This is a genomic window from Stenotrophomonas sp. Sm10, from assembly GCF_030985515.1.
In the GTDB taxonomy this organism is placed as follows: domain Bacteria; phylum Pseudomonadota; class Gammaproteobacteria; order Xanthomonadales; family Xanthomonadaceae; genus Stenotrophomonas; species Stenotrophomonas hibiscicola.
Genome location: NZ_JAPTFO010000003.1, coordinates 61579 through 82501, shown reverse-complemented (window position 1 = coordinate 82501; position 20923 = coordinate 61579). Strand labels below are relative to the sequence as shown.

At 67.6% G+C, this 20923-nt stretch carries 18 protein-coding genes; 9 read left to right on the top strand and 9 right to left on the bottom strand.

Annotation, left to right across the window (positions count from 1 at the left end):
- Positions 1–17 precede the first annotated feature (17 nt).
- Entirely contained in the window at positions 18–857 is an 840-nt protein-coding gene (locus O0J15_RS01615) for an arylamine N-acetyltransferase (RefSeq protein ID WP_111102229.1), read from the bottom strand.
- A 203-nt stretch (positions 858–1060) separates the two neighbouring features.
- Between O0J15_RS01615 and O0J15_RS01610 the strand changes: the two genes are divergently transcribed.
- Entirely contained in the window at positions 1061–3598 is a 2538-nt protein-coding gene (locus O0J15_RS01610) for a methyl-accepting chemotaxis protein (protein ID WP_308304979.1), read from the top strand.
- 76 nt (positions 3599–3674) lie between these two features.
- Here O0J15_RS01610 and O0J15_RS01605 read toward each other — a convergent pair whose 3' ends face one another.
- From O0J15_RS01605 to O0J15_RS01585, 5 genes are all read right to left on the bottom strand, one after another.
- The gene (locus tag O0J15_RS01605) at positions 3675–6197 is read right to left on the bottom strand and encodes a sulfite reductase flavoprotein subunit alpha (RefSeq protein WP_308304978.1); all 2523 of its coding nucleotides are present in this window, start codon (positions 6195–6197) and stop codon (positions 3675–3677) included.
- A 375-nt stretch (positions 6198–6572) separates the two neighbouring features.
- Positions 6573–7136 carry a TlpA disulfide reductase family protein gene (locus O0J15_RS01600; RefSeq protein WP_019660809.1) on the bottom strand — a complete coding sequence of 188 codons (564 nt, stop codon included), beginning with the start codon at positions 7134–7136 and terminating at the stop codon, positions 6573–6575.
- A complete protein-coding gene (locus O0J15_RS01595) occupies positions 7133–9517 on the bottom strand; it encodes a protein-disulfide reductase DsbD (protein WP_308304977.1) in 2385 nt (794 codons plus the stop codon). Before O0J15_RS01595 ends, O0J15_RS01600 begins: the two co-directional genes overlap by 4 nt.
- Positions 9514–9852 carry a divalent-cation tolerance protein CutA gene (cutA, locus tag O0J15_RS01590; protein ID WP_019660807.1) on the bottom strand — a complete coding sequence of 113 codons (339 nt, stop codon included), beginning with the start codon at positions 9850–9852 and terminating at the stop codon, positions 9514–9516. Before cutA ends, O0J15_RS01595 begins: the two co-directional genes overlap by 4 nt.
- Positions 9853–9920: 68 nt before the next feature.
- Positions 9921–11711: an endonuclease gene (locus tag O0J15_RS01585; RefSeq protein ID WP_308304976.1), complete on the bottom strand. Its 1791-nt coding sequence runs from the start codon at positions 11709–11711 to the stop codon at positions 9921–9923.
- A gap of 312 nt (positions 11712–12023) precedes the next feature.
- On the opposite strand from O0J15_RS01585, the gene O0J15_RS01580 reads away from it, so the two are divergent.
- Both O0J15_RS01580 and groL read left to right on the top strand, forming a co-directional pair.
- Positions 12024–12311, top strand: a complete 288-nt coding sequence (locus O0J15_RS01580) for a co-chaperone GroES (RefSeq protein WP_005411227.1) — start codon at positions 12024–12026, stop codon at positions 12309–12311.
- A gap of 84 nt (positions 12312–12395) precedes the next feature.
- Positions 12396–14045, top strand: a complete 1650-nt coding sequence (gene groL / locus O0J15_RS01575; protein WP_005411226.1) for a chaperonin GroEL — start codon at positions 12396–12398, stop codon at positions 14043–14045.
- A gap of 114 nt (positions 14046–14159) precedes the next feature.
- On the opposite strand, the gene O0J15_RS01570 is transcribed toward groL, so the two are convergent.
- The 3 genes from O0J15_RS01570 to O0J15_RS01560 all read right to left on the bottom strand — a co-directional run bounded on the left by O0J15_RS01570 (position 14160) and on the right by O0J15_RS01560 (position 16657).
- Positions 14160–14426, bottom strand: coding sequence for a hypothetical protein (locus tag O0J15_RS01570; RefSeq protein WP_134730074.1), 267 nt, complete (start codon positions 14424–14426; stop codon positions 14160–14162).
- A gap of 73 nt (positions 14427–14499) precedes the next feature.
- The gene (locus O0J15_RS01565; protein WP_134730072.1) at positions 14500–15663 is read right to left on the bottom strand and encodes a serine hydrolase; all 1164 of its coding nucleotides are present in this window, start codon (positions 15661–15663) and stop codon (positions 14500–14502) included.
- A 67-nt stretch (positions 15664–15730) separates the two neighbouring features.
- Entirely contained in the window at positions 15731–16657 is a 927-nt protein-coding gene (locus tag O0J15_RS01560; protein ID WP_134730070.1) for a pepsin/retropepsin-like aspartic protease family protein, read from the bottom strand.
- Positions 16658–16763: 106 nt separating this feature from the next.
- Between O0J15_RS01560 and O0J15_RS01555 the strand changes: the two genes are divergently transcribed.
- The 6 genes from O0J15_RS01555 (at position 16764) to O0J15_RS01530 (ending at position 20861) form a co-directional block, all read left to right on the top strand.
- Positions 16764–17471: a response regulator transcription factor gene (locus O0J15_RS01555; RefSeq protein WP_134730068.1), complete on the top strand. Its 708-nt coding sequence runs from the start codon at positions 16764–16766 to the stop codon at positions 17469–17471.
- A gap of 32 nt (positions 17472–17503) precedes the next feature.
- A complete protein-coding gene (locus O0J15_RS01550) occupies positions 17504–18802 on the top strand; it encodes a cell wall metabolism sensor histidine kinase WalK (RefSeq protein WP_134735073.1) in 1299 nt (432 codons plus the stop codon).
- A gap of 72 nt (positions 18803–18874) precedes the next feature.
- Positions 18875–19375, top strand: coding sequence for a MarR family winged helix-turn-helix transcriptional regulator (locus O0J15_RS01545; RefSeq protein WP_134730064.1), 501 nt, complete (start codon positions 18875–18877; stop codon positions 19373–19375).
- On the top strand, positions 19372–20112 hold the full coding sequence (locus O0J15_RS01540) for a DNA alkylation repair protein (protein WP_308304975.1): 741 nt from the start codon (positions 19372–19374) through the stop codon (positions 20110–20112). The genes O0J15_RS01545 and O0J15_RS01540 overlap by 4 nt, the downstream gene beginning before the upstream one ends.
- Positions 20113–20159: 47 nt before the next feature.
- Complete coding sequence (locus O0J15_RS01535; protein ID WP_171952579.1) at positions 20160–20498, top strand: DUF6616 family protein; 339 nt, start codon at positions 20160–20162, stop codon at positions 20496–20498.
- 105 nt (positions 20499–20603) lie between these two features.
- Positions 20604–20861 carry a hypothetical protein gene (locus tag O0J15_RS01530; RefSeq protein WP_111097643.1) on the top strand — a complete coding sequence of 86 codons (258 nt, stop codon included), beginning with the start codon at positions 20604–20606 and terminating at the stop codon, positions 20859–20861.
- Positions 20862–20923: the final 62 nt, after the last annotated feature.

Here is a 20923-nt window from a genome sequence, read left to right as displayed (position 1 = left end):
CGAGCATGGGCTCGGCGCTACAAGGTTTCGGCGCGTGAGCGCTGCAGCCAGTCATTGATCGCCGGGTCAAGCCGCGGGTCTTCGGGCAACTGCATGCCGAAGCGTTGCTGCAGTACCTCGCGCACGTCGGCAACATCGTGCAGCGGACGCTTGTCCGGTACCTGGCCGGGGCGGTACTCGGTGTAGTTGCCGCTGCCGATCGTGCGGCGCCAGTCCGGCCCGGTCAGCGATGCGCGCAGCTGGCCGGGGAAGCTGGAATCGGGATGGGTGCACACGTACCAGTTGCCCACCACGTTGTCGATTGGTGCCGGCGCCTGCCGGTCGAACCGATACATCGCCCGCCAGCCATCGTGGGACTCGGCCGACAGCACGAAATCACCGTTGCCAGGCAGTCGGCGCAGCAGGTAGCGCTCGTGCGGCGTGGCCTGTGGCTGCGGATCATGCAGGCGCAGCGGCACGGTCGGGGTCAGGCTGCCGAAACCGGCATCCACCAGCCAGTCATCGCCGTCCACCTGCACGCGCAGCAGCAGGTGGGTGCGTGCGGTCAGTTCGCCGTCCTGGGCGGCCAGCAGCACGCGCGCGCTCAACGGCTGTGCATCGAAGCCCAGCGCCTGCAGCAGTGCCAGCAGGCCGCCATTGAGTTCGAAGCAGTAGCCGCCACGACGGTCGTCGAGCAGCTTGCGCTGCACGCTGTCCAGGTCGATCGGTACTGCATCGCGCAGCAGGCAGCTGAGGGTTTCGAACGGCAGCAGTGCGTTGTGGCGCTGCTGCAGCAGGGTCAGGCCGGCCAGGGTCCGCGGTGGCGGTGCATCCAGCTGCAGGCGCTGCAGGTAGCGGGGGACATCGAGCGTCGTCATGGAGACACCGGGCGGGGGAGGGATGCCCACTGTGCTCCCCCAACCGGGGTTGAGGTCAAGCGCGGCGGCCGTGTCATGCCTCCGTCGCCTGCACCCGGTACAAAGGCCGCGTCCACCAGCGATGGGGGGACGCAGACGAAGAAAGCCCTAAAGTTGTCCTGAGTCAGGCCGATACAGATGCGTCTTTCCGCCTGGAGTCTGTCATGCCGGCCGTTGTCCCCCACCTCCGGTCCCTGCGCACGCGCCTTGCTGCGTTGCACTCGGCGTCCCCTGGGCTGCTGCGCTGGCTGCAGCCACATCGGCTCAGCGTGGCCAACAAGCTCAAGGCCACACTGTGGATCTGCGGCCTGGGCCTGGTGGCGATCGCTGCTGTCTACGCCTGGACTGGCCATGCCAACGCACTGGCTGCGCGCAGCCAGGCCAGCTACCAGCGCGGCAGCGATCTGGCTGCCAGCCTGTCCACGCGGGTGGCCGAAGCGCGTCGCCTGCAGGCCCAGTATGCACGCAGTTTCGATGATGCCGACCGCGCGCAGCTGTTGGCCACGCAGAAGGCGTTGCAGACCGATCTGCAGGCGCTGCGCGCGATGCCGATGGATGCTGGCCGGCGCAAGGCCCTGCAGGCGCTGACCGAAGCCGCCGACGCGTTCTCGCAGGGTGTGGCCGCCCTGTTCGAACGGGTCGACGAGATGGGCCGTGGTGATGCCGGCCTCGCTGCGCAGCTGCAGCAGGCCGCCGACACTCTGCAGGCGCAGGTGGATGTGCAGCAACGGCCCGCGCTGGCGCTGTCCCTGCAGAAGATGCGAAGGCAGGAGGCACTGCTGCTGCTCGACGGTGATTCCACCCACGCCGACCGCGCCAGCGAGGAGAAGCTGCCGTTCGACCTCGCGCTGGCGGGCCTGCCTGCGGATGTGCAGGACACCCTGCGCACCGGGATGGAGGCGTATCAGGCCGCATTGCTGGGGTATGCCGCTGCCCGTGTCGGCCTGGATGTGGAAGCGCAGTCGCTGCTGGGTGCCGCTGCGGACGTAGCGCCTGCACTGGCCGCATTCCAGCGGGCGCAGGTGGCGGCGCTGGCCAGGGCGCAGGCACGCCAGCAGGCCGGCGCGCGCACCATGAGCGTGCTGTTCGCACTGACCCTGCTGCTGGTGGCCGGCGTGCTGATCACCAGCCTGGTGCTGGTGCTGCGTGCGGTGCGCCGGCCGATCCAGGACACCCTGCGCTTCGCCAGCGACATCGCCGACGACCGCCTCGACACCACCCTGCGCGTCTACAACGCCAACGACGAGATCGGCCAACTGGCCCAGCGCCTGGTCGACATGCAGCAGCGCCTGCGCGCGCGCATCGAGATCGAGCGTGCGGTGGCCCGCGGCAACACCCGCGTGCGCCAGGCATTGGACAGCGCGCAGACCGGCCTGATGGTGATCGATGCGGAAGGGCAGGTCGCCTACGCCAACCCGGCATTGCTGCAGCTGCTTGAACTGACGAACGAAGCGCTGGTGGGCAGCGACGCGGTACGCCTGCATCCGGCGTTGGCCAGCCTGGCCGGCGTACGCCAGCGCGAGGAGCGCGAGATCGGCCATGCCGGCGTGCGCTACCAGCTGATCGCCAATGCCATCACCGACGAAGGGCATTTCCTCGGCGTGGCAGTGGAGTGGCGCAGCCGCGCGCTGGAAACGCTGCTGGAAACCGAAGTGGCAGCACTGGTCGACGCCGCCGCACATGGCGACCTGCACGGCCGCATCGCGCTGGAGGGAAAACAGGGCTTCGTGCGCACGTTGTCGACCAGCATCAACCGCCTGCTGGCGACCTTCGAGACCAACCTCGGCGATCTGCAGGCGCTTCTGGCGGCGCTGGCCCGTGGTGACCTCAGCGTGCGCATGGAAGGTGAGCTGCAGGGCGTGTTCGCACGCATGCGCGACGATGCCAACGCCACGGTCGCGCAACTGGGCCGCATCGTCACCCGCATCCAGCAGGCGACGTCCAGCCTCGACACCGGTGTGGGTGAGATCGTTGCCGGTCACCATGATCTGTCGCAGCGTACCGAACAGCAGGCGGCCAACCTGGAAGAGACGGCAGCGTCGATGCACGAGTTGACCGACACCGTTGGCCGCAATGCCGATGCCGCGGGCCGCGCCGATGCCCTGGTGCAGGGGGCGGCCGGGGTGGCCCAGCGCGGTGGCGAGGCCGTCGGCCAGGTGGTCGCAACCATGCATGGCATCAGCGAGGCCTCGCGGCGGATCGGCGACATCACCCAGCTGATCGATGGCATCGCTTTCCAGACCAACATCCTCGCGCTGAATGCCGCGGTGGAAGCTGCGCGCGCAGGTGAGCAGGGCCGCAGCTTCGCCGTGGTGGCTGCGGAAGTGCGCCTGCTGGCCCAGCGCAGTGCCGAAGCGGCCAAGCAGATCAAAGGACTGATCGAGGATTCGGTGGCGCGTGTTGGCCAGGGCAACCAGCAGGCCGAGCAGGCGGGCATCACGATGGGCGAGATCGTTGGCAGCGTGCAGCAGCTGGCCGAGCTGCTGGCCGGTATCCGCAGTGCATCGCAGGACCAGCATGCCGGCATCGCGCAGGTGAAGCAGACCATCGTGCAGATGGAAGCCAGCACCCAGCGCAACGCCAGCCTGGTGGAAGAGGCTGGTGCCTCCACCGCGCAGATGCAGGCGCAGGTACACGCGCTGGCCGAAGCGGTGGGCGCGTTCCAGTTGCAGTCGATGCCACAGGCGCGCGCTGCGGCCTGATCCTGCTCCGGTAGTGCCGGCCGCTGGCCGGCACGCCCTGATCATGCCGGCCGGCGGCCGGTACTACCCTTGTGGTTCAATACACGTCGCGACGGTAGCGCCCGGTCTCCAGCAGCGTTTCCACTGCTTCATCACCCAGTGCTTCGCGCAGCACCTGGTCCACACCTTCGCCCATGCCCAGCAGCGAACCGCAGACGTGGATGACCGCACCGCGCTGCATCCAGTCGCGCAGGGCATCGGCTGCTGCACGCAGGCGATCCTGCACATAGCCGCCCTTACCATCGCGCGAGAACGCCAGGTCCACCCGCGCGAGATGGCCATCGCCCTGCCACGCTTCGATCTCATCGGCGAACAGGAAGTCGTGCGCGCGCTGGCGTTCGCCGAACAGCAGCCAGTGCCCGTGCTCACCTGCATGCGCGGCTTCGCGCAGCAGGCTGCGCAGGCCCGCGATGCCGGTGCCATTGCCGATCAGCACCATTGGCGCACCGCCAACGCGATGGAAACCGGGGTTGCGGTGCACACGGGCCACGATGCTGGCACCGACAGGCGCATGCAGCGACAGCCAGCCCGAACCCAGGCCGGTGCGTCCGGTTTCGTCATGGACCAGCCGTACCACCAGTTCGACCGCACCGTCATCCGTACAGGATGCGATGGAGTACTCGCGCCCCGGCAGCAGTGGCAGCCCTGCCAGCCAGAGGCAGGCATCCTGCACCGCCAGCGCAGCATCGGCATCGGGCAGCTCGCGCTCGCTGGCCAGCGCCAACAGCGTGCGCGGCTGGCCGTCAATCAGCAGCGGCTGCTGGGGATCCAGCCCATGTGCCTTCAGCACCGCAACGGCGTGCCGCGCGTTGTGGCGGGGCGCGATGTGCAGGATGTCGCCCGCCTGCCACTGCACATCGGCCGGTGGCGCAAGACGGATGTGCCAGATGGCGCCGCCCACGCTGCCTGGATTGAGGCGGTCACGGCCGAGCAGGCGCCACTCGTGCATCTGCGTCGCGGTCGGCAACACGCTGTCATCGGTGGCGATGCCGGTCAGCGCGCCGAGATGTTGCTGCCACTGGCGCAGCGCCGGTATCGCAGCGGCATCGACATCGATGCGCTCGAACAGCGCACGTGCCCCGTTGCCCAGCAGCCAGCCATCGAATTGGCGGCCAAAGCCGCAGTAATGCGGGTACTGGCGGTCACCCAGGGCGAGCAGGCCGAACTGCAGGCCCGACAGATCCGGCGCTTGTGCCAGCAGCCGTCGCGCAGCGCCCCGCGCCGCATCCGGAGGTTCGCCATCACCAAAGGTGCTCAGCACGAACAATGCCTGTGCGGTGCGTGCCAGCCGCGCGGCATCGACGCGGGCCAGCGGCAGAACCTGCACTGCATGGCCGGATGCTTGCAGCTGCGCGGCAGCGCGCCATGCGAGTTGTTCGCCCAGTCCGCTCTGGCTGGCATGCACCACCAGCCTCGGCGTGCCATCGCCATCTGCAGGTGTTGTTGGTAGCGACTTGCGCAGCCCGCGCGCAGCGCGCTGGCTGCGGCGCCGGTCCAGGTACAGCAGCCAGCCAGTGATGAAGAACAGGCTCATGCCCAGGCTGCTGAGCATCACCACCACCCGCCCGGGCATGCCGAAGTAACTGCCCGAGTGCAATGCGAACACGCTGGTGGCCAGCTGTCCTCCGGTGCCCTGGCGCGCGTAGGGGCGTGAATCGAGGATGGCCCCGCTGGCCGGATCCAGCTGCAGCAGATCGTGCGCGCGGTCATGCCGCCCACCGCGCTGCGACGGGTCACCGGCCATCACGCGCACATTCAGTACCTGCCCCGGTTTCTCCGGCAGACGCAGGTCGATGTAGCCGGTGCGCACGCCGGGCAGCGCATACAGCGTGGCTTCGATGCGCTCCAGGTCCAGGGCGGCGTCGGCGGCGACCTTGTGTTTGGCGGCCGGTGCGACGCCCAGCAGGGTGTTGGCTGCGCTGCGGTACCAGTCGAAGGACCACCACAGGCCGGTCAGCGCACTCATCAGGTAGATCAACAGCACCCAGGTGCCGGCCACGGAGTGCAGGCTCCACAGGAAGCCGCGTCCACTGCGCTTCCACTCCACTGCCAGCCAGCTGCGCCAGTGCCACCAGCGTCGTGGCCAGCGCAGGTAGAGCCCGGACAAGGTGAAGAACACCAGGGCGATGGCGCAGCTGCCGGTGATCCATTTGCCGCGCTCACCGGCGGCAAGATGCCGATGCAGGTCCTCGACGAAGTCAAAGAGGGCCTGCCCGCGCAGGGCGCTGAAGCGCTCACCGCTGTAGGGGTCGAAGTACACCCAGTGTTCCTTGCCGCCAGCAAAGCGCGCCACCGACGGTCGCTGGCCGGTGGCATCCACGCGCAGGCGCTGCAGGGGGCGATCACCGCCGGCCTGCAGCAGCGTTGCCAGTTCGCTGAGTTCGAGCGGAAGCTGGCCATCAGCATGGTGTTCAGCGATCTCGGCGAAGCCGGGGTTGGCCGCTCGCAGCAGCTCATCCTCGAAGGACAGCACGGCGCCGCTGAGGCCCATCACGGCCAGTACGGCGCCGGCGGTGATGCCCAGCAGCCAGTGCAGTTGGAACAGGACGTTCTTGAACATCGAAGGAGGGGGCCCCGAAGGCTGCCGCCCGCATCCTGCGCAACAGCAAATGAGAATTAATCGCGGAATTCTCCGCGGCGGACGGGCTACGGTCAAGGAGGGTTTTGTTGCAGGGCTTTGCAGCCCTGCACCCGCTACAAGCCGGAGCAACGTCAACGTCAAAAGCTGGCTTTCCGTGGGTTGGCGGGGTGGGTCCGGTTGAGGGGGACGCTGCAAGTACGTCCATGTAAGCTCGGTCGCCGCATCCATGCGGCTCACGCCCCCTCAACCGGACCCACCCCGCCAACCCACGGAAAGCCCGCTTTGGCTTTGGCTCTGGCCGTTGCCGTTGCATTGAGCAGGGTGCAGGGCTGCAAGCCCTGCAAAAAAACACCCTCACTTCACCCAGCTGTCGATCTCGCCGTGGGCGAACGGTCCCAGCTTCGCCTTCACCAGCCGCCCCTGTGCATCGAACAGCACGCTGTAGGGCAGCAGGCCCTGTGTATTGCCCAGCTGCACGCTGGCATCGCGCGGCCCCGGGGTCTCGATCACGATCGGGTAATCCACCGGTACCCGCTGCAGGAAACGGCGCACGTCCTCCGGCGTATCCAGCGCCAGTCCCAGCACCTGCACACCGTGCTCGCCCTGGACATGTGCGAAACGCGCCAGTTCGGGCATTTCTTCAACGCAGGGCGCGCACCAGCTGGCCCAGACATTGATCAACAGCGGGCGACCGCCAGCGTGCTGGCGCAGGTCCAGCGGCCGGCCTTCAAGATCCGGCAGCGACAGTGCGGGCAGGCTGTCGCCGACCTGCAGGGTGGGTGCGGCAGCCGCCACAGCAGGCGCTCCCGGCACGGCCTCAGGCGCCACCGGCGCCGGTGTCAATCGATGGCCGGCCCACAAGCCAAGGCCGGCGGCCAGCACCGCTGTCCACAGCAGCGCTGGCCGTTGCCACTTCATCGTGCGGTGCGCAGCAGCGCTTCCTCCACCACCGCCTGGGTCAGCAGGGTCGGCAGCACGGTCGGCGGCGCGCCGGGGCCGTACACCACGTACAATGGCACGCCGACGGCCTTGTGCTCTTCCAGGAACGTGGTGATCTGGGGGTCGACATTGGTGTAGTCGCCGCGCATGTACACCGCGTTGGTGCGCTTGAGCAGTTCCTTGAATTCCGGCCGCGACAGCACGGCGCGCTCGTTGGCCTTGCAGCTTACGCACCAGTCGGCGGTCATGTTGACGAACACCACCCGGTTGTCGGCGCGCAGGCGGTCCAGCAACTGCGGTGAATACTCGACCACGTTGTCGCTGGCGGCCTGTGCGGCCCGCGCCGGCGGTGCGAGCTGGGTCACACCCCAGGCCGGCACCAGCGCGCCGATCGCCAGCAGTACGCCCAGCAGTGTCACCGCACGCGAGCCGGTCCAGCGGTTGCGCTCGAACAGCCACAGGCCGAACGCCAGCAGCAGCAGGCCACCCAGCACCAGCGCCATGCCATCCACGCCACGCTGCTTGCCCAGCACCCACAGGAGCCACAGCGCGGTGGCATACATCGGGAAGGCCAGCACGTGCTTGAGCGTTTCCATCCACGGGCCCGGCTTGGGCAGGCGGCGTGCGAGCGCCGGCACGAAGCCGATCAGCAGGAACGGCAGCGCCAGGCCCAGGCCGAGGAACAGGAACACGGTCATCGCCTTCAGCGGCGGGGCAATGAACGCGTAGGCGATCGCGCCACCCATGAACGGGCCGACGCAGGCACTGCCGACCACGCAGGCCAGCGCACCGGTGAAGAAGTCACCGGCCGGGCCGCTGCGGCTGGCCAGCGACTGGCCCAGATTGCCGATGCCGCCGCCCAGGGTGAACACGCCGGACAGGCTCAGGCCTACCGCGAACATGATGTAGGCCAGCGCCGCCACCACACCCGGGTGCTGCAGCTGGAAGCCGATGCCGACGGCATTGCCGATCGCGCGCAGGCCGACCATCAACGCGCCGATCACGGCGAACGCGACCAGCACGCCCAGCGTGTACCAGAGCGCGTGGCTGCGCGCGCGCTGCGCGCTTTCGCCGCTCTGCGCCAGGCTCAGCACCTTCAGCGAGAGGATCGGCAGCACGCAGGGCATCAGGTTCAGTACCAGGCCACCGGCCAGCGCCAGCAGCAGGACCCAGACGAACGAACGATCAGGATTCGGCGTCGTCACCGGCGGACGCGTGCGCAGCGCATTGTCGCCCTGTGCATCGGTGGCGAATTCACTGCTGGCGGTGGCGCCACCTGCGGCGGCCGGTGCCGCTACATCCGTGTTGGGCACGGTTGGCAGCAGGCGCAGCGGGGCGCCGTTGGCGGCTTCGCGCGGTGCACCGTTGGCAGCAGGCAGCGGGTTGATCACGTCATTGCGCGCTGGCGCCTGGTCGGCGCTGGCGCTGACCTTGCCGGCCGGAATCGACAGCTTCACCCGGCGGGTCATCGGCGGGTAGCAGATACCATCGGTCTGGCAGCCCTGGAAAGTCACCACCAGGGTGCTGTCGACCGCATCAGTAACGGTGCGGCGCAGCGGCAGCGGCACTTCCACCTGGTTGAAGTACACCGAGACATCGCCGAAGTGCTCGTCGCGATGCGACTGCGCGGCCGGCCAGCGCGGCTTGTCGGCGAGCACGCCGGCGCTGCCTTCCAGCTTCAGCGAAGTGCGGTCGCGGTACAGGTAGTAGCCGGGTGCCGGGCTGAAGCGCAGCAGCAGGGTGTTGCCGTCGCTGGCGATGGCATCGAAGCCGAACGCCTGTTCCGACGGCAGCGGCAGCGCCTGGCTGTTGTTGGCCGCGCCCGGCAGGCGCAGGCCACCGCTGTTGCCGGCACCGGCCAGCGGGTTGTTGAACGGGCTGGCCGCACCGGCACGCGCGGCAGGCACCGCCGCCGCCGCACCGGCGCCCGGCAGGGTGACCTGCACCACGCGCTTCTGCGGCGGGTAGCAGACACCGGCATCGGCGCAGCCCTGATAACGCACTTCCAGGCTGATGGTGCCGGCAGCGTCGGTCGGCGTGCCGGGCAGGGTGGCCAGCAGGCGCTCGCGATAGGTCTCGACCTCGCCGAAGAAATCGTCGTGGTGCTTGTCGCCCTTGGGCATCTGCAGCGCGCCGGCATTGAAGGCCGGGTCGGCTTTGACGCTGGTGCGGTGGCGATACAGGTAATAGCCTGGCGCGATCTTGAACTGCAGCTGCACCTGGCCACGTTCGGGGGCAGTGGCGGTCAATGCGAACGCCTGGTCCACCGGCAGCAGGTCTTTCTCATCCAGGGCGAAGGCGGGCAGCGAAAGGCACAACAGGGCGCACAAGGCGGCGCCACGCGCAAACAGAGTCTTCAATCAGTGTCCTCCCGGGTCTGTGCCCGGATCCAATCCAGATACGCCGGCAGGCCGGCCCGGGTTTCGACCGCGATGCACTCCGGGAGTTCATACGGATGCAGTTCGACGATCCGGGCGATTGCGTCATCGACGCGGCTCGAGGTGGTTTTCACCAGCAGCTGCAGCTCCGCGTCGGTGGTCACCTCGCCCTGCCAGCGGTAGGTCGACTGTGCGCCGTCGAGGCGGGTCACGCACGCCGCCAAGCGCTCGCCTACCAGCGCGTGCGCGATGCGCTCGGCACTGGCCCGGTCCGGGCAGGTGGTCAACAGCAGCAGGACGGGATCGACGGTCGACATGACCGTCGAGTATAGGGCCGCCGCCGGGTCAGGGCCCGGCGGCGGCAGTGGACCGCAGCGTTGCGCGGTCAGTTGGCCAGCTGGCAGGTGGCTGGCTTGGCCGAGGTGAACAGGGCCGGGGTGGCCCACTCGGGGTGGTCGATGAACGGGTTGCGATTGCCCTGGAAGCTGTAGACCACGTCATTGCGGGCACGCTCGGCATCATCCGGCGGATCGGACAGGTGCCAGTCGATCAGCGTCGATAGCAGGCCCATGTAGGCCGGCGAACTGCTGGTCTTGACGATCCTGCTGCGGTCGTCGGTCAGCTCCAGGTCCGGCTCGGACTGACCGGTGGCCGCATCCTTGCCACCCTCATAGCGGATCGCCATGTACATCACCGCGCGCGCCATGTCGCCCTTGCGCTTGCCCCACACCTCGAACGTGCCGGTGTTGCCGTCCGGCGTGCGCACCCAGTTGGAGTTGCCCGGATAGCCACCACTGCCGCCGCCCTGCCCATTGTTGGCTTCGGTGGCACGCTCACCGCAGCTGGCATCGCACTTGCCGAACGGCTTGTTGCCGCGGTCGGCGTTCCACTGCGCGTCGGTCAGGTACAGCATGTGGGTATCGGTGTACGGCGCGTAGGGCAGGCCCTTGTCGCCGGTGGTGCTGGCAAAGCCCAGCGAGTTCGGCCAGGTGTGCTCGCGGTTGTAGGTCAGGCCGCTGCCGGTGCCCGCACGATCACTGACCTTGGCGTAGCTGCGGTTGCGGTAGGCATCGAGGATGCGGTTCGGGTTGTTCGGATCCTCGTCGGCGATTTCCAGGATGGTCCAGGTATTGGTGCCCGAGCCGCTGTACGGGTAGGCGGTATGGCCCTTGATGGTGGCGTGCAGCGAGCAGCGCAGCTGGCTGGGGCTGCTGGTGTTGACCCTGGAGTAGTAGCCGGCCGGCACGCCCGGGTTGCCCGGGTCCGGATTGCCGCCGGTGCTGGCCACGGTGAAGGCGATGCGGCTGTCGGCGGCCGGGTGCGCGCCCAGCAGGTCGGTGATGCGCGCGGCGCGGATGTCGAAGCGGCAGGCTTCACCGGCCACCAGCGCGGTGTTGGTGGACAGCTTCACGCTGCGGCCGCTGGCCGGGAAGGTCAGCGGCACGCTGCCGGAGGTGCCGCAGCTCAGCGCGAACGCGCCGCTGGCCAGGTTCACGGTTTCGCTGAACACCACTTCCAGATCGGCCGCAGCCGGGAAGGTGCTGCTGCCCTGCGCCGGGGTGGTGGTGGACACCGACGGCGGCGTGTTCGGGCCTGGCGTGCCACCGCCGCTGAAAGTCTGGCCGTTGTTGCAGCTGCCGAAGGTCTGGCCGGCCGATTCGGCCCAGGTGAAGTGGGTGTACTGGCTGCCGCTGCCGGTCAGCTGCAACGAGGTGCCCGGCGCGGTGCTGTTGGTCTCGGCTACCGGGATGTTCTGGCTGGTCATGCCGGCGGCAGGGCCACCGGAGGCGGTGATGGGGCCCTCATAGCTGAGGAACTGGACCACTTTGCCACTGGCATCGACCAGGGCGATGCCGTCGGTCGGGCCGTTCTGGATCCCGTTGGTCGGGTAACTGACCACGGCGATGGTGGCGCTGCCGCAGCCGGCGGCGGTGCCGGCCGGGACCGGGTTGTTGGCATAGACGGTGGCGGCGGACGGATTGCTGCCGTTGTAGAGGTACAGGCGGTAGCCGGACAGGTCCTCACCGGCAGTGGCTACGACCTCGATCGCTTCGCCGACGTCACCGGCGGCGGTGCTGTCGTCGTAGTGCAGTTCGTTGATGAAGACCTCGGCCTGGGCCGGCGCAGCGGCCAGCGCCAGCAGGCAGGCAGCGGCAAGCGGGGACAGCAATCGCATCGACTCCTCCTTGTGATTGGGAATGCCGGACCGAGCCTAAGGCCGATCCAGTGACACTTTGTCGTAAATGAACGTCAGATGTCTGACAGTGCGACGCTTGTCACCGAAATTGATCTGGACCGACGCCCTGGCCGAGGCGCGCGGGTGGAAAAATTTTTTTCATTCCGCCCTTGAAAGGGGGCGGCGGGGCTCCATCTCTGCCCTGCTCCCGACGTTGTCGGGTTTCTTCACGTGCGGTTCTGGCACTCGCCTGGGGCGAGTGCTAACATCGCCGGACTTTTTTAGACCAATCAATCACTTAAGAGGTCTCCTATGAGCATCAAGCCGCTGCACGACCGCGTTGTGGTCAAGCCGATCGAAGCCGACGAAATCTCCGCCGGTGGCATCGTCATCCCCGACTCGGCCAAGGAAAAGTCCACCAAGGGTGAGGTCGTGGCCGTCGGCCCGGGCAAGCCGCTGGACAACGGCAACGTGCGCGCGCCGTCGCTGAAGGTCGGCGACAAGGTCATCTACGGCCAGTACGCCGGCAGCTCGTACAAGAGCGAAGGCGTCGAGTACAAGGTCCTGCGCGAAGACGACGTGCTCGCCGTCATCGGCTGAGCCCCGGCGCGACCTGTTCCATCCCCTGATTCCAACACCCAGCCGCCGGGCATGGCCCGGCGCTACCAGATGAGGTAACTGCACATGGCTGCCAAGGATATCCGTTTCGGTGAAGATGCCCGTTCGCGCATGGTGCGCGGCGTCAACGTTCTCGCCAATGCCGTCAAGGCCACCCTGGGCCCGAAGGGCCGCAACGTCGTGCTGGAAAAGAGCTTCGGCGCCCCGACCATCACCAAGGACGGCGTCTCCGTCGCCAAGGAAATCGAACTGGCTGACAAGTTCGAGAACATGGGCGCGCAGATGGTGAAGGAAGTTGCTTCGCGCACCAACGACGATGCCGGCGACGGCACCACCACCGCCACCGTGCTGGCCCAGGCCCTGATCCGCGAAGGCGCCAAGGCCGTGGCCGCCGGCATGAACCCGATGGACCTCAAGCGCGGTATCGACAAGGCCGTGTCGGCCGCCGTCGCCGAGCTGAAGAACATCTCCAAGCCGACCGCCGACGACAAGGCGATTGCCCAGGTCGGTACCATCTCGGCCAACTCGGACGAGTCGATCGGCCAGATCATCGCTGACGCGATGAAGGAAGTCGGCAAGGAAGGCGTCATCACCGTTGAAGAAGGCTCGGGCCTGGACAACGAGCTGGACGTGGTCAAGGGCATGCAGTTCGACCGCGGCTACCTGTCGCCGTACTTCATCAACAACCAGCAGTCGCAGACCGCTGACCTGGATGACCCGTTCATCCTGCTGCACGACAAGAAGATCTCCAACGTCCGCGACCTGCTGCCGGTGCTGGAAGGCGTCGCCAAGGCCGGCAAGCCGCTGCTGATCGTGGCCGAGGAAGTCGAAGGCGAAGCGCTGGCGACCCTGGTGGTCAACACCATCCGTGGCATCGTCAAGGTCGTGGCCGTCAAGGCCCCGGGCTTCGGCGACCGTCGCAAGGCGATGCTGGAAGACATGGCCGTGCTGACCGGCGGCACCGTGATCTCCGAAGAAGTCGGCCTGTCGCTGGAAAAGGCCACCATCAAGGACCTGGGCCGCGCCAAGAAGGTGCAGGTCTCCAAGGAGAACACCACCATCATCGACGGCGTCGGCGACAAGGCCAACGTTGATGCACGCGTGGCGCAGATCAAGACCCAGATCCAGGACACCTCCTCCGATTACGACCGCGAGAAGCTGCAGGAACGCGTGGCCAAGCTGGCCGGCGGTGTTGCCGTGATCAAGGTCGGCGCCTCGACCGAAATCGAGATGAAGGAAAAGAAGGACCGCGTCGACGACGCCCTGCACGCCACCCGTGCAGCCGTTGAAGAAGGCGTGGTCCCGGGCGGCGGTGTTGCCCTGGTCCGCGCGATCACCGCGCTGGCCGGTCTGAAGGGCGCCAACGAAGACCAGAACCACGGCATCCAGATTGCCCTGCGTGCGATGGAAGCCCCGCTGCGCGAGATCGTTGCCAACGCCGGTGACGAGCCGTCGGTCATCATCAACAAGGTCAAGGAAGGCACCGGCAGCTTCGGCTACAACGCGGCCACCGGCGAGTTCGGCGACATGCTGCAGTTCGGCATCCTGGACCCGACCAAGGTGACCCGTTCGGCGCTGCAGAACGCGGCCTCGATCGCCGGCCTGATGATCACCACCGAAGCCATGGTTGCCGAAGCTCCGAAGAAGGACGAGCCGGCCATGGGTGGCGCCGGTGGCATGGGCGGCATGGGTGGCATGGGCGGCATGGACTTCTAAGTCCCCGCTGTCACCCCGCAATGAAAAACCCCGCCGGAAGGCGGGGTTTTTTTGTGGCCGGTCGGAATCAAAGTAGATCCACGCCATGCGTGGATGCCGCTCCCAGGCGGGAATCTACGCGCGGTCCTCGCGCCGCTGCAGCCACAGGTGGGCCGCCAGCAGGGCCAGCGCACCTCCCGCGATCATGCCTTGTACCCACGGCAGCTCCGTGATCGGCGCAAGCAGCAGGCCCGCCGCCATGCCGATCAGACTGGCGCCGGCTCCCACCCGCTGACGTCGCTGCCGATGTGCCGCCTGGCGATGGCGTGCAGCGATGCACAGACGTCGTGCACCCGGCTGCAACACCGCTTCGGCAATGGCATCGATCTCTGGGCGCTTCATCCTGTCTCCTGCATTGCGTCCGTGTCTGCATGCTGCACGACTGCGGGACCTGTGTGCAACGGTAACGCTTCGATCATCTGACAAACGCCTTCGCCGCGCCGTACTCCCACTGCCACGGCACGCCGGTGTCGCCCAGCACGAACGCCACCAAGGCCGGGAAGGCCGCCTCTGCCCGCACATCGTTGCCCAGGATCACCACGCAGCGCTGGTGCTGCTCCATGCATACCAGCGTATTGCCCACCGCATCGTCGTGGCCGCCCTTGTAGAAGCCTGCGCCCTGCGGGCCGAGAAACGTCACCACGCCCAGGCCAGCCGCCAGGTCCTTGCGCTGCTGCGCCTTCGGCAGCTCCGGCTGCAGGGTGGGGAACTGGCTGGCGGTGGTGATCTGCAGCTGCGGCCGCACCAGCTCCCTGCGCATCGCCGCTGACAATCCATCGCCGCGCACGTAGCCAGCGGCGAAACGGGCCATATCGGCGATGGTGGTATCCATCGAACCAGCCGCACGCACGCGGCTGCGTTCATCATGCGGCTCTGTATTGCCTTCGGCGGTCCAGCCATCGGCCAGGTTGCCGGCGAAATCCGCGCGCCACAGCATGCTGGTGCGCGCCATGCCGAAGCGATCGAACACGCGCTGCTGCATCAACGCACCCACATCCTCGCCCAGCCGCCCGCGTTCGATCACGAACTGCAACAGGATCAGTCCTTCTCCGGAATACCCATATCGACTACCCGGATCGAAGTGGAACTTCAGGCGCCCATCGGGCTCCAGAAAGCCGAAGTTGGCAAAGCCACTGGAATGGTTGAGCAGCAGGCGTGGGGTGAGCTGGCGCCAGCGGGCATCTCCGGCCAGCACACTGTAGTCGGCGTACTTCTTCGGTTCCGGTGGATAGTCCGGCAGCGGTTTGTCCAGGGCGGTAGCGATGCTGGCATCCAGATCGATCCGCGCGTCCTGCGCCAGCTGTGCGACCAGATGGCCGAAAGCCATCTTGGTCAGTGACGCAGCGTACATCACGGTGTCGGTGCGCAGCGGCTCGCCTGCGGCGTTGCGTTCACCGTAGGCGGCCACATGCACCACCTTGCCGCCATCGATCACCGCCAGCGCCATGCCGCGCGCGTGGGCCGCCTGCATCAGCCGCTGTGCTTCGGCATCGATGCGAGTGGGCGAGGGCACGGGTGGCGGCGCGGCCAGTACCGCCAGCGGGAGCAGCGTCAGCAACATCAGGGTGGCACGGCACATGCGTGGAACTCCTGGTGGGGCGCACGGCGATGCTACGCCAAGCTGCCGCTGGCGTCATTGCCAGATGTCAACTGGCTGGCCGGCGCAGGCAGATCCGGGCCGCGCCGGCACCGATGTCCACCTGGCCGCCGCGCATTGCATCCGCACCAAGGATCAGCGCCGGCCGACCCTCCAGGCCGATCGCCTTGAACACTGGCAGTTCGCTGATGCGGACCTCCATCGACGGGTGCTGCCAGCCGCCGCCGGTCATGCCGGGCAGGGTGTACAGCCAGGTTGCCTGCTTTCCGCCGCCCAGGCCTTCGGTGCCCTTTTCACGCACCCGCACCCGCGCGTCGCTGCCGTCGGTGCGCAGCCCCAGTGCGCGGGCTGCTTCGGCGTTGAGGACGGTCTGCGCGGCACCGGTGTCGACCACGGCGATGGCGTCCACCGCAGGCGCGCCCAGTGCAAGCGTGATGAAGCCGAACTGGCGCAGGCCGTCAGTGCGGCCGGGCAGCGCATTGGGCTGGCAACCCGGTCCTTCCAGGTTCAATCCACCGGGTGTCCACAGCGCCAGTTGATTGGGGCCGAAATCCCAACGGGTGTCCCAGCGTCCGGTCAGATCGTTGCCGATCAAGCCGTCAATGGCCGGATCATCCTCCTTCGGCAACGACGACAGATCGACCTTCATGGCTTGGGCCTGCAGCTGCCAACTGCCCAGCTGCCAGGACGTGCTGCGTATGCGCTGCAGCCGCGCGGACGCTGCACTGGCCCCTTGGGCCTGTGATACCTCTGCATCCGCATCCTCCAGACCATAGCGTCGCACGACGCGGTCATCGACCAGAGTGGCGCCTGCCGCGCTGTCGACCACGAAGCGCAGCGGTTCGGCACGCCCGTCCAGCGACACGGCCACGGCCGGATGACCGCCCTGCATCCACATCGGCAGGATGTGTTCGGGGGGATCGGACGCCAGCGCAGGCAGCGGGGCAGCAAGCAGGAAGAATGGGATGAGGCGCAAGGGAAGTCTCCGCAGTGATCATGGGTGACCATTGGCGCGCAGCGGCGTATCGCGGGAATATCGGCGTTGATACCGTCCTGATACAGACCTGCCTGATACTGCCCGCATGACGACTCCCGCCCGTGTCATCGTTGTCGATGACGACGCCAGCATCCGTGATGCCATCGCCGATTGCCTGCTGCTGCACGGCTACCAGGTGCGAGTGGCTGCCGACGCAGCGGCGCTGGATGTGCTGCTGCAGGTCGAACGTCCGGACCTGATCGTGCTCGACTGGATGATGCCCGGTGAGGATGGCCTGTCGGTATGCCGCCGGTTGCAGGCGCGGGCCATCCCGATCCTGATGCTGTCGGCGCTGGGCAGCGCACCGGACAGGGTGATCGGACTGGAGATGGGCGCGGACGACTATCTGGCCAAACCGTTCGATCCGCGCGAGCTGCTGGCGCGGGTACGTGCGCTGCTGCGCCGGCAGGACAAGCTGCGCGCGCAGGTCGCCAGTGAACTGCGCTTTTCTGGTTGGCGGTTGCTGCCGGAACAACGTCGCCTGCTGGCCCCGGATGGCAACGAGCTGGTGCTCAGCCGTGGTGAATTCAGCTTGTTGCTGGCGCTGGCCGAACGCCCCGGGCGGGTGCTGGGGCGCGAGCAGCTGCTGCAGCTGAGCCGTGGCGAGCCCAGTGACAGCGTCGACCGCGCGGTCGACCTGGCGATCAGCCGCCTGCGCCGCAAGCTCGGGCAGGCTTCACCCGGTGCGGAATCGCTGGTGCAGACATCGCGTGGCGAAGGCTATCGCTTCGACGCCGAGGTACAGCTGCTGTGAGCAGCCGGTGGCCGACCGCGCGTTGGATCACGATGCTGGCCCTGGCCAGCCTGCTGCTGGCGACACTGGTCAGCGTGGCCGTGGTTGGCTGGATGCCTCGGCCCGCGCCGCCACCGATGCAGTTGGACCAGGCCGTGCAGGTGCTGCGAGGGGAACAGGCCGCGGCACCACTGGGCCTGCATCTGGCGACGCAGGATGCGCCACCACAGGGCAGTGCCAGTGACTGGCTCACCCAGTTGGCGGCGCTGCAGATGGGTTTGCCGGTGGAGGATGTTCGGCTGGTATGGAGCGGACAGGGCAAGGCGCCTGATGTGCAGGTCATCGAAAGCGGCGCCCTGCTCGACGCCACGGCGCGGGCCGGGGTACTGAAGGCGCAGGCTGCCGTGCTGACCGCGATGCAATGGCCACCATTTGAACTGGGCGTGCGCCAGGCCGATGGCCGATGGCAGGTGGTCGGCAGCGATCACAGTGATCTGGCAGCTTGGCGGCGACAGGTGATACTGGCGCTGCTGGGCGGTGCCGTGTTGTTGGCGCCGCTGGCGGCGTGGGCATCGATCCGGCTGGGGCGCCCATTACGACGCTTGGCCGATGCCAGTGCACGTGTGGACCTGCAGGCCGAAACGCCCCTGCCGGATGATGGCCCTCGCGAGGTACAGATGCTGGCCGCCGCGATCGGCACCGGTCGAGAGCGCCTGCGTGCGCAGGCACAGGACATGACCCATATGCTGGCTGCAGTGGCGCATGACCTGCGCACACCATTGACCGGCCTGCGCCTGCGCGCCGAGTTCGCGCCCACACCACAGGCGGCCCGGATGGTGGCGGACATCGAGCGCATGGACACGATGATCGAGCAGGTGCTCGACTACGCACGCGGTGAACTGCAGCCGTTGCAGATGCGCCCGCTGGATCTGGCCGCGCTGCTGGAGGAGTGCGTGCAGGCAGCGTTGCTGCGCGGTGTAGAGATCTCCATCCAGGGGCCGGACAGTCTGCCCTGGCACGGCGACGCGCTGCTGCTTCGGCGTGCGTTCGACAACCTTATCGACAACGCCGATCGCTATGCCGGGGCGGTGGAGCTGCGGGTTGCCGTGGTTGAGCGAGGGGTCCAGCTGGAGGTGATGGATCGCGGCCCAGGTATCGCCGAGGGCGACCGAGTACGCCTGCTGCAGCCCTTCCAGCGCAGCGAGAGCTCGCGCAGCCGCGCCACGGGTGGGACCGGGCTGGGCTTGGCGGTCGCCGCCAATGTGGCGCGGCGGCATGCGGGCGAACTGCAGCTTCTGCACCGGGAGGGAGGTGGACTGATCGCGCGCGTGCTGCTGGGAAGGCTCCCCTGATATCGGCTGTGGTTTACAGGCTGCGGCTATTTGGCCGTATGATTAGGCGCCTAACAATATCGCGTGCGTGAGATGATCGAAGCCAAGCACCATGCCCTGATGGATGAAGCACAGCGACGCGGCCATGCCAGCACCGCGCAGCTGCGCCTGTGCTTCCAGCTGCTCTCGTTGTCCTCGTCGATCGATCGCGACTGCGCTACCCGGCTGGCACCGCACGGGCTCAGCGAGGGTCGCTTCATCGTGCTGTTCCTGCTGCATGGGGCCGGCGGCACGTTGCCGCCCCACGTGCTGGCCGAGCGCGCAGGCGTGACCCGCGCCACCATCAGTGGCCTGCTCGATGGCCTGCAGCGTGAAGGACTGCTGCAGCGTCGCAGCGATGCCGAAGATGGCCGTCGCCTGCAGATCGTATTGACCGCACCGGGAATACGCTTGGCCGAGACCTTGTTCGACCAGCACACGCAGTGGATCGGTGGGCTGTTCAACGGCCTGGATGCTGATGAACAGCAGCAGCTGTCGCAGCTGCTGCACAAGATCTGGCAGCACACGGATGCCGGGCGGGAATCCGCAGCATGAGTACGTCCATTCCGGCGGAACGTCGGCAAGCACTCAACACCGGCCGCGTCGCCGCCACCCATCTGGCCGAATGCCTGGCAGTGGATTTCGCCGCGCTGCTGCAGGTGGTAGCGCCTGCGCTTGCACCGGAAGCGCTGCAACGCATGCAGGATGCTTCAGGCAAGGGCATCACACTGCGCATGGCCTTGGCTGCGCAACTGCTGCGTGAGGCGGGGCAGGGCGATCCCGTGCAATGGCAGGACCATGCGTCCGACACCGTGCGCGGCTGGGCCTGCTACCTGATCGGCAGTGACGCCGGCACGCCCCTGGCAGGGAAGCTGCAGGCGATACGAACGCTGGCCGATGACCCGCACTTCGGCGTGCGCGAATGGGCCTGGCTGGCACTGCGCGCGGACATCGTTGCTGCACCGCTGCAGGCGCTTGGGTACCTGCAACCGTGGACGCAGGAAGTATCGCCGTACCTGCGCCGTTTCGCCTGCGAGGCGCTGCGTCCCCGGGGCGTCTGGGCTACGCATATCGCGCTGTTCAAGCAGCAGCCCCAACACGCAGTGCCGTTGCTGGACGCGTTGGCCGACGACCCCGAGCGCTATGTGCAGGACTCCGTCGGCAATTGGCTCAACGATGCCGGCAAGACGCAGCCGCAATGGCTGCGTGGGCTGTGCGCACGTTGGCAACGCGAGCACCACAGCGATGCCAACGCCTACATCCGCAAACGCGCCATGCGATCACTGCGGTAATGGCGGCCGCTGGCCGGCAATCCCATGAACCTCAAGGAAGAACCGCAATGCCCCACACCTTCATCGAGCTCTACACCGCCACCCCCGCCTGGACGGCGCTCTCGCCCGGACAACGCACCGCCTTCTTCGCCCGCATCGGTGAGGGCATGCAGCGTTTCGACCCGGAATGCATCAGGCCGGTGGCCATGGGCCGCATCGCTACGGACGTGCCGCGTGGCAGCGGCGAGCAGTTCTATGCGGTCTGGCACTGCGCCAGCCGCGAAGCGGCCGACACGCTGGTGGCCGGGATCGCCGCCACCGGCTGGCATGATTACTTCACCACCACCCATGCCATCGGTGAGGTGGACAGCATGGGCCAGCATCTGGCCGACCTGGCCGCGCTCTAGTGGTACGGCGGCGGCCTGCGATCCCCGCCATGGGCGGCACATGCGCCTGTCACCGATACACGGTAAACAGTGCGTTGCCCATGTCCATCCGCAGGGACGTTGATCATGCAGAGCAAGCTCGAGGTCACGCTGTTCGGTCCGCTTGGCGAGTGCCCGGCATTGCAGTTGCCGGGGCAGGAGAACCCGTCGGTGGCCATCCCGGAATCGGCCCTGCGTCGATTGGTCTCCGACCTCTACACCGCACGCTCCCTGCTCAACCCCGAGCAGCTGGACGAGGCCCGGCAGGAGCTGGACCGCGTGCTGGAGCGCTGGGCCGACATCCACGAAGGCCTGCTGCTGGACGTGGAAGTGCATGGCAGATGAGCGACGTTGCACAGCGGCCACCGCGTGCGCTGCGCAGTCAGGCGCATCACTGAACCGCGCCC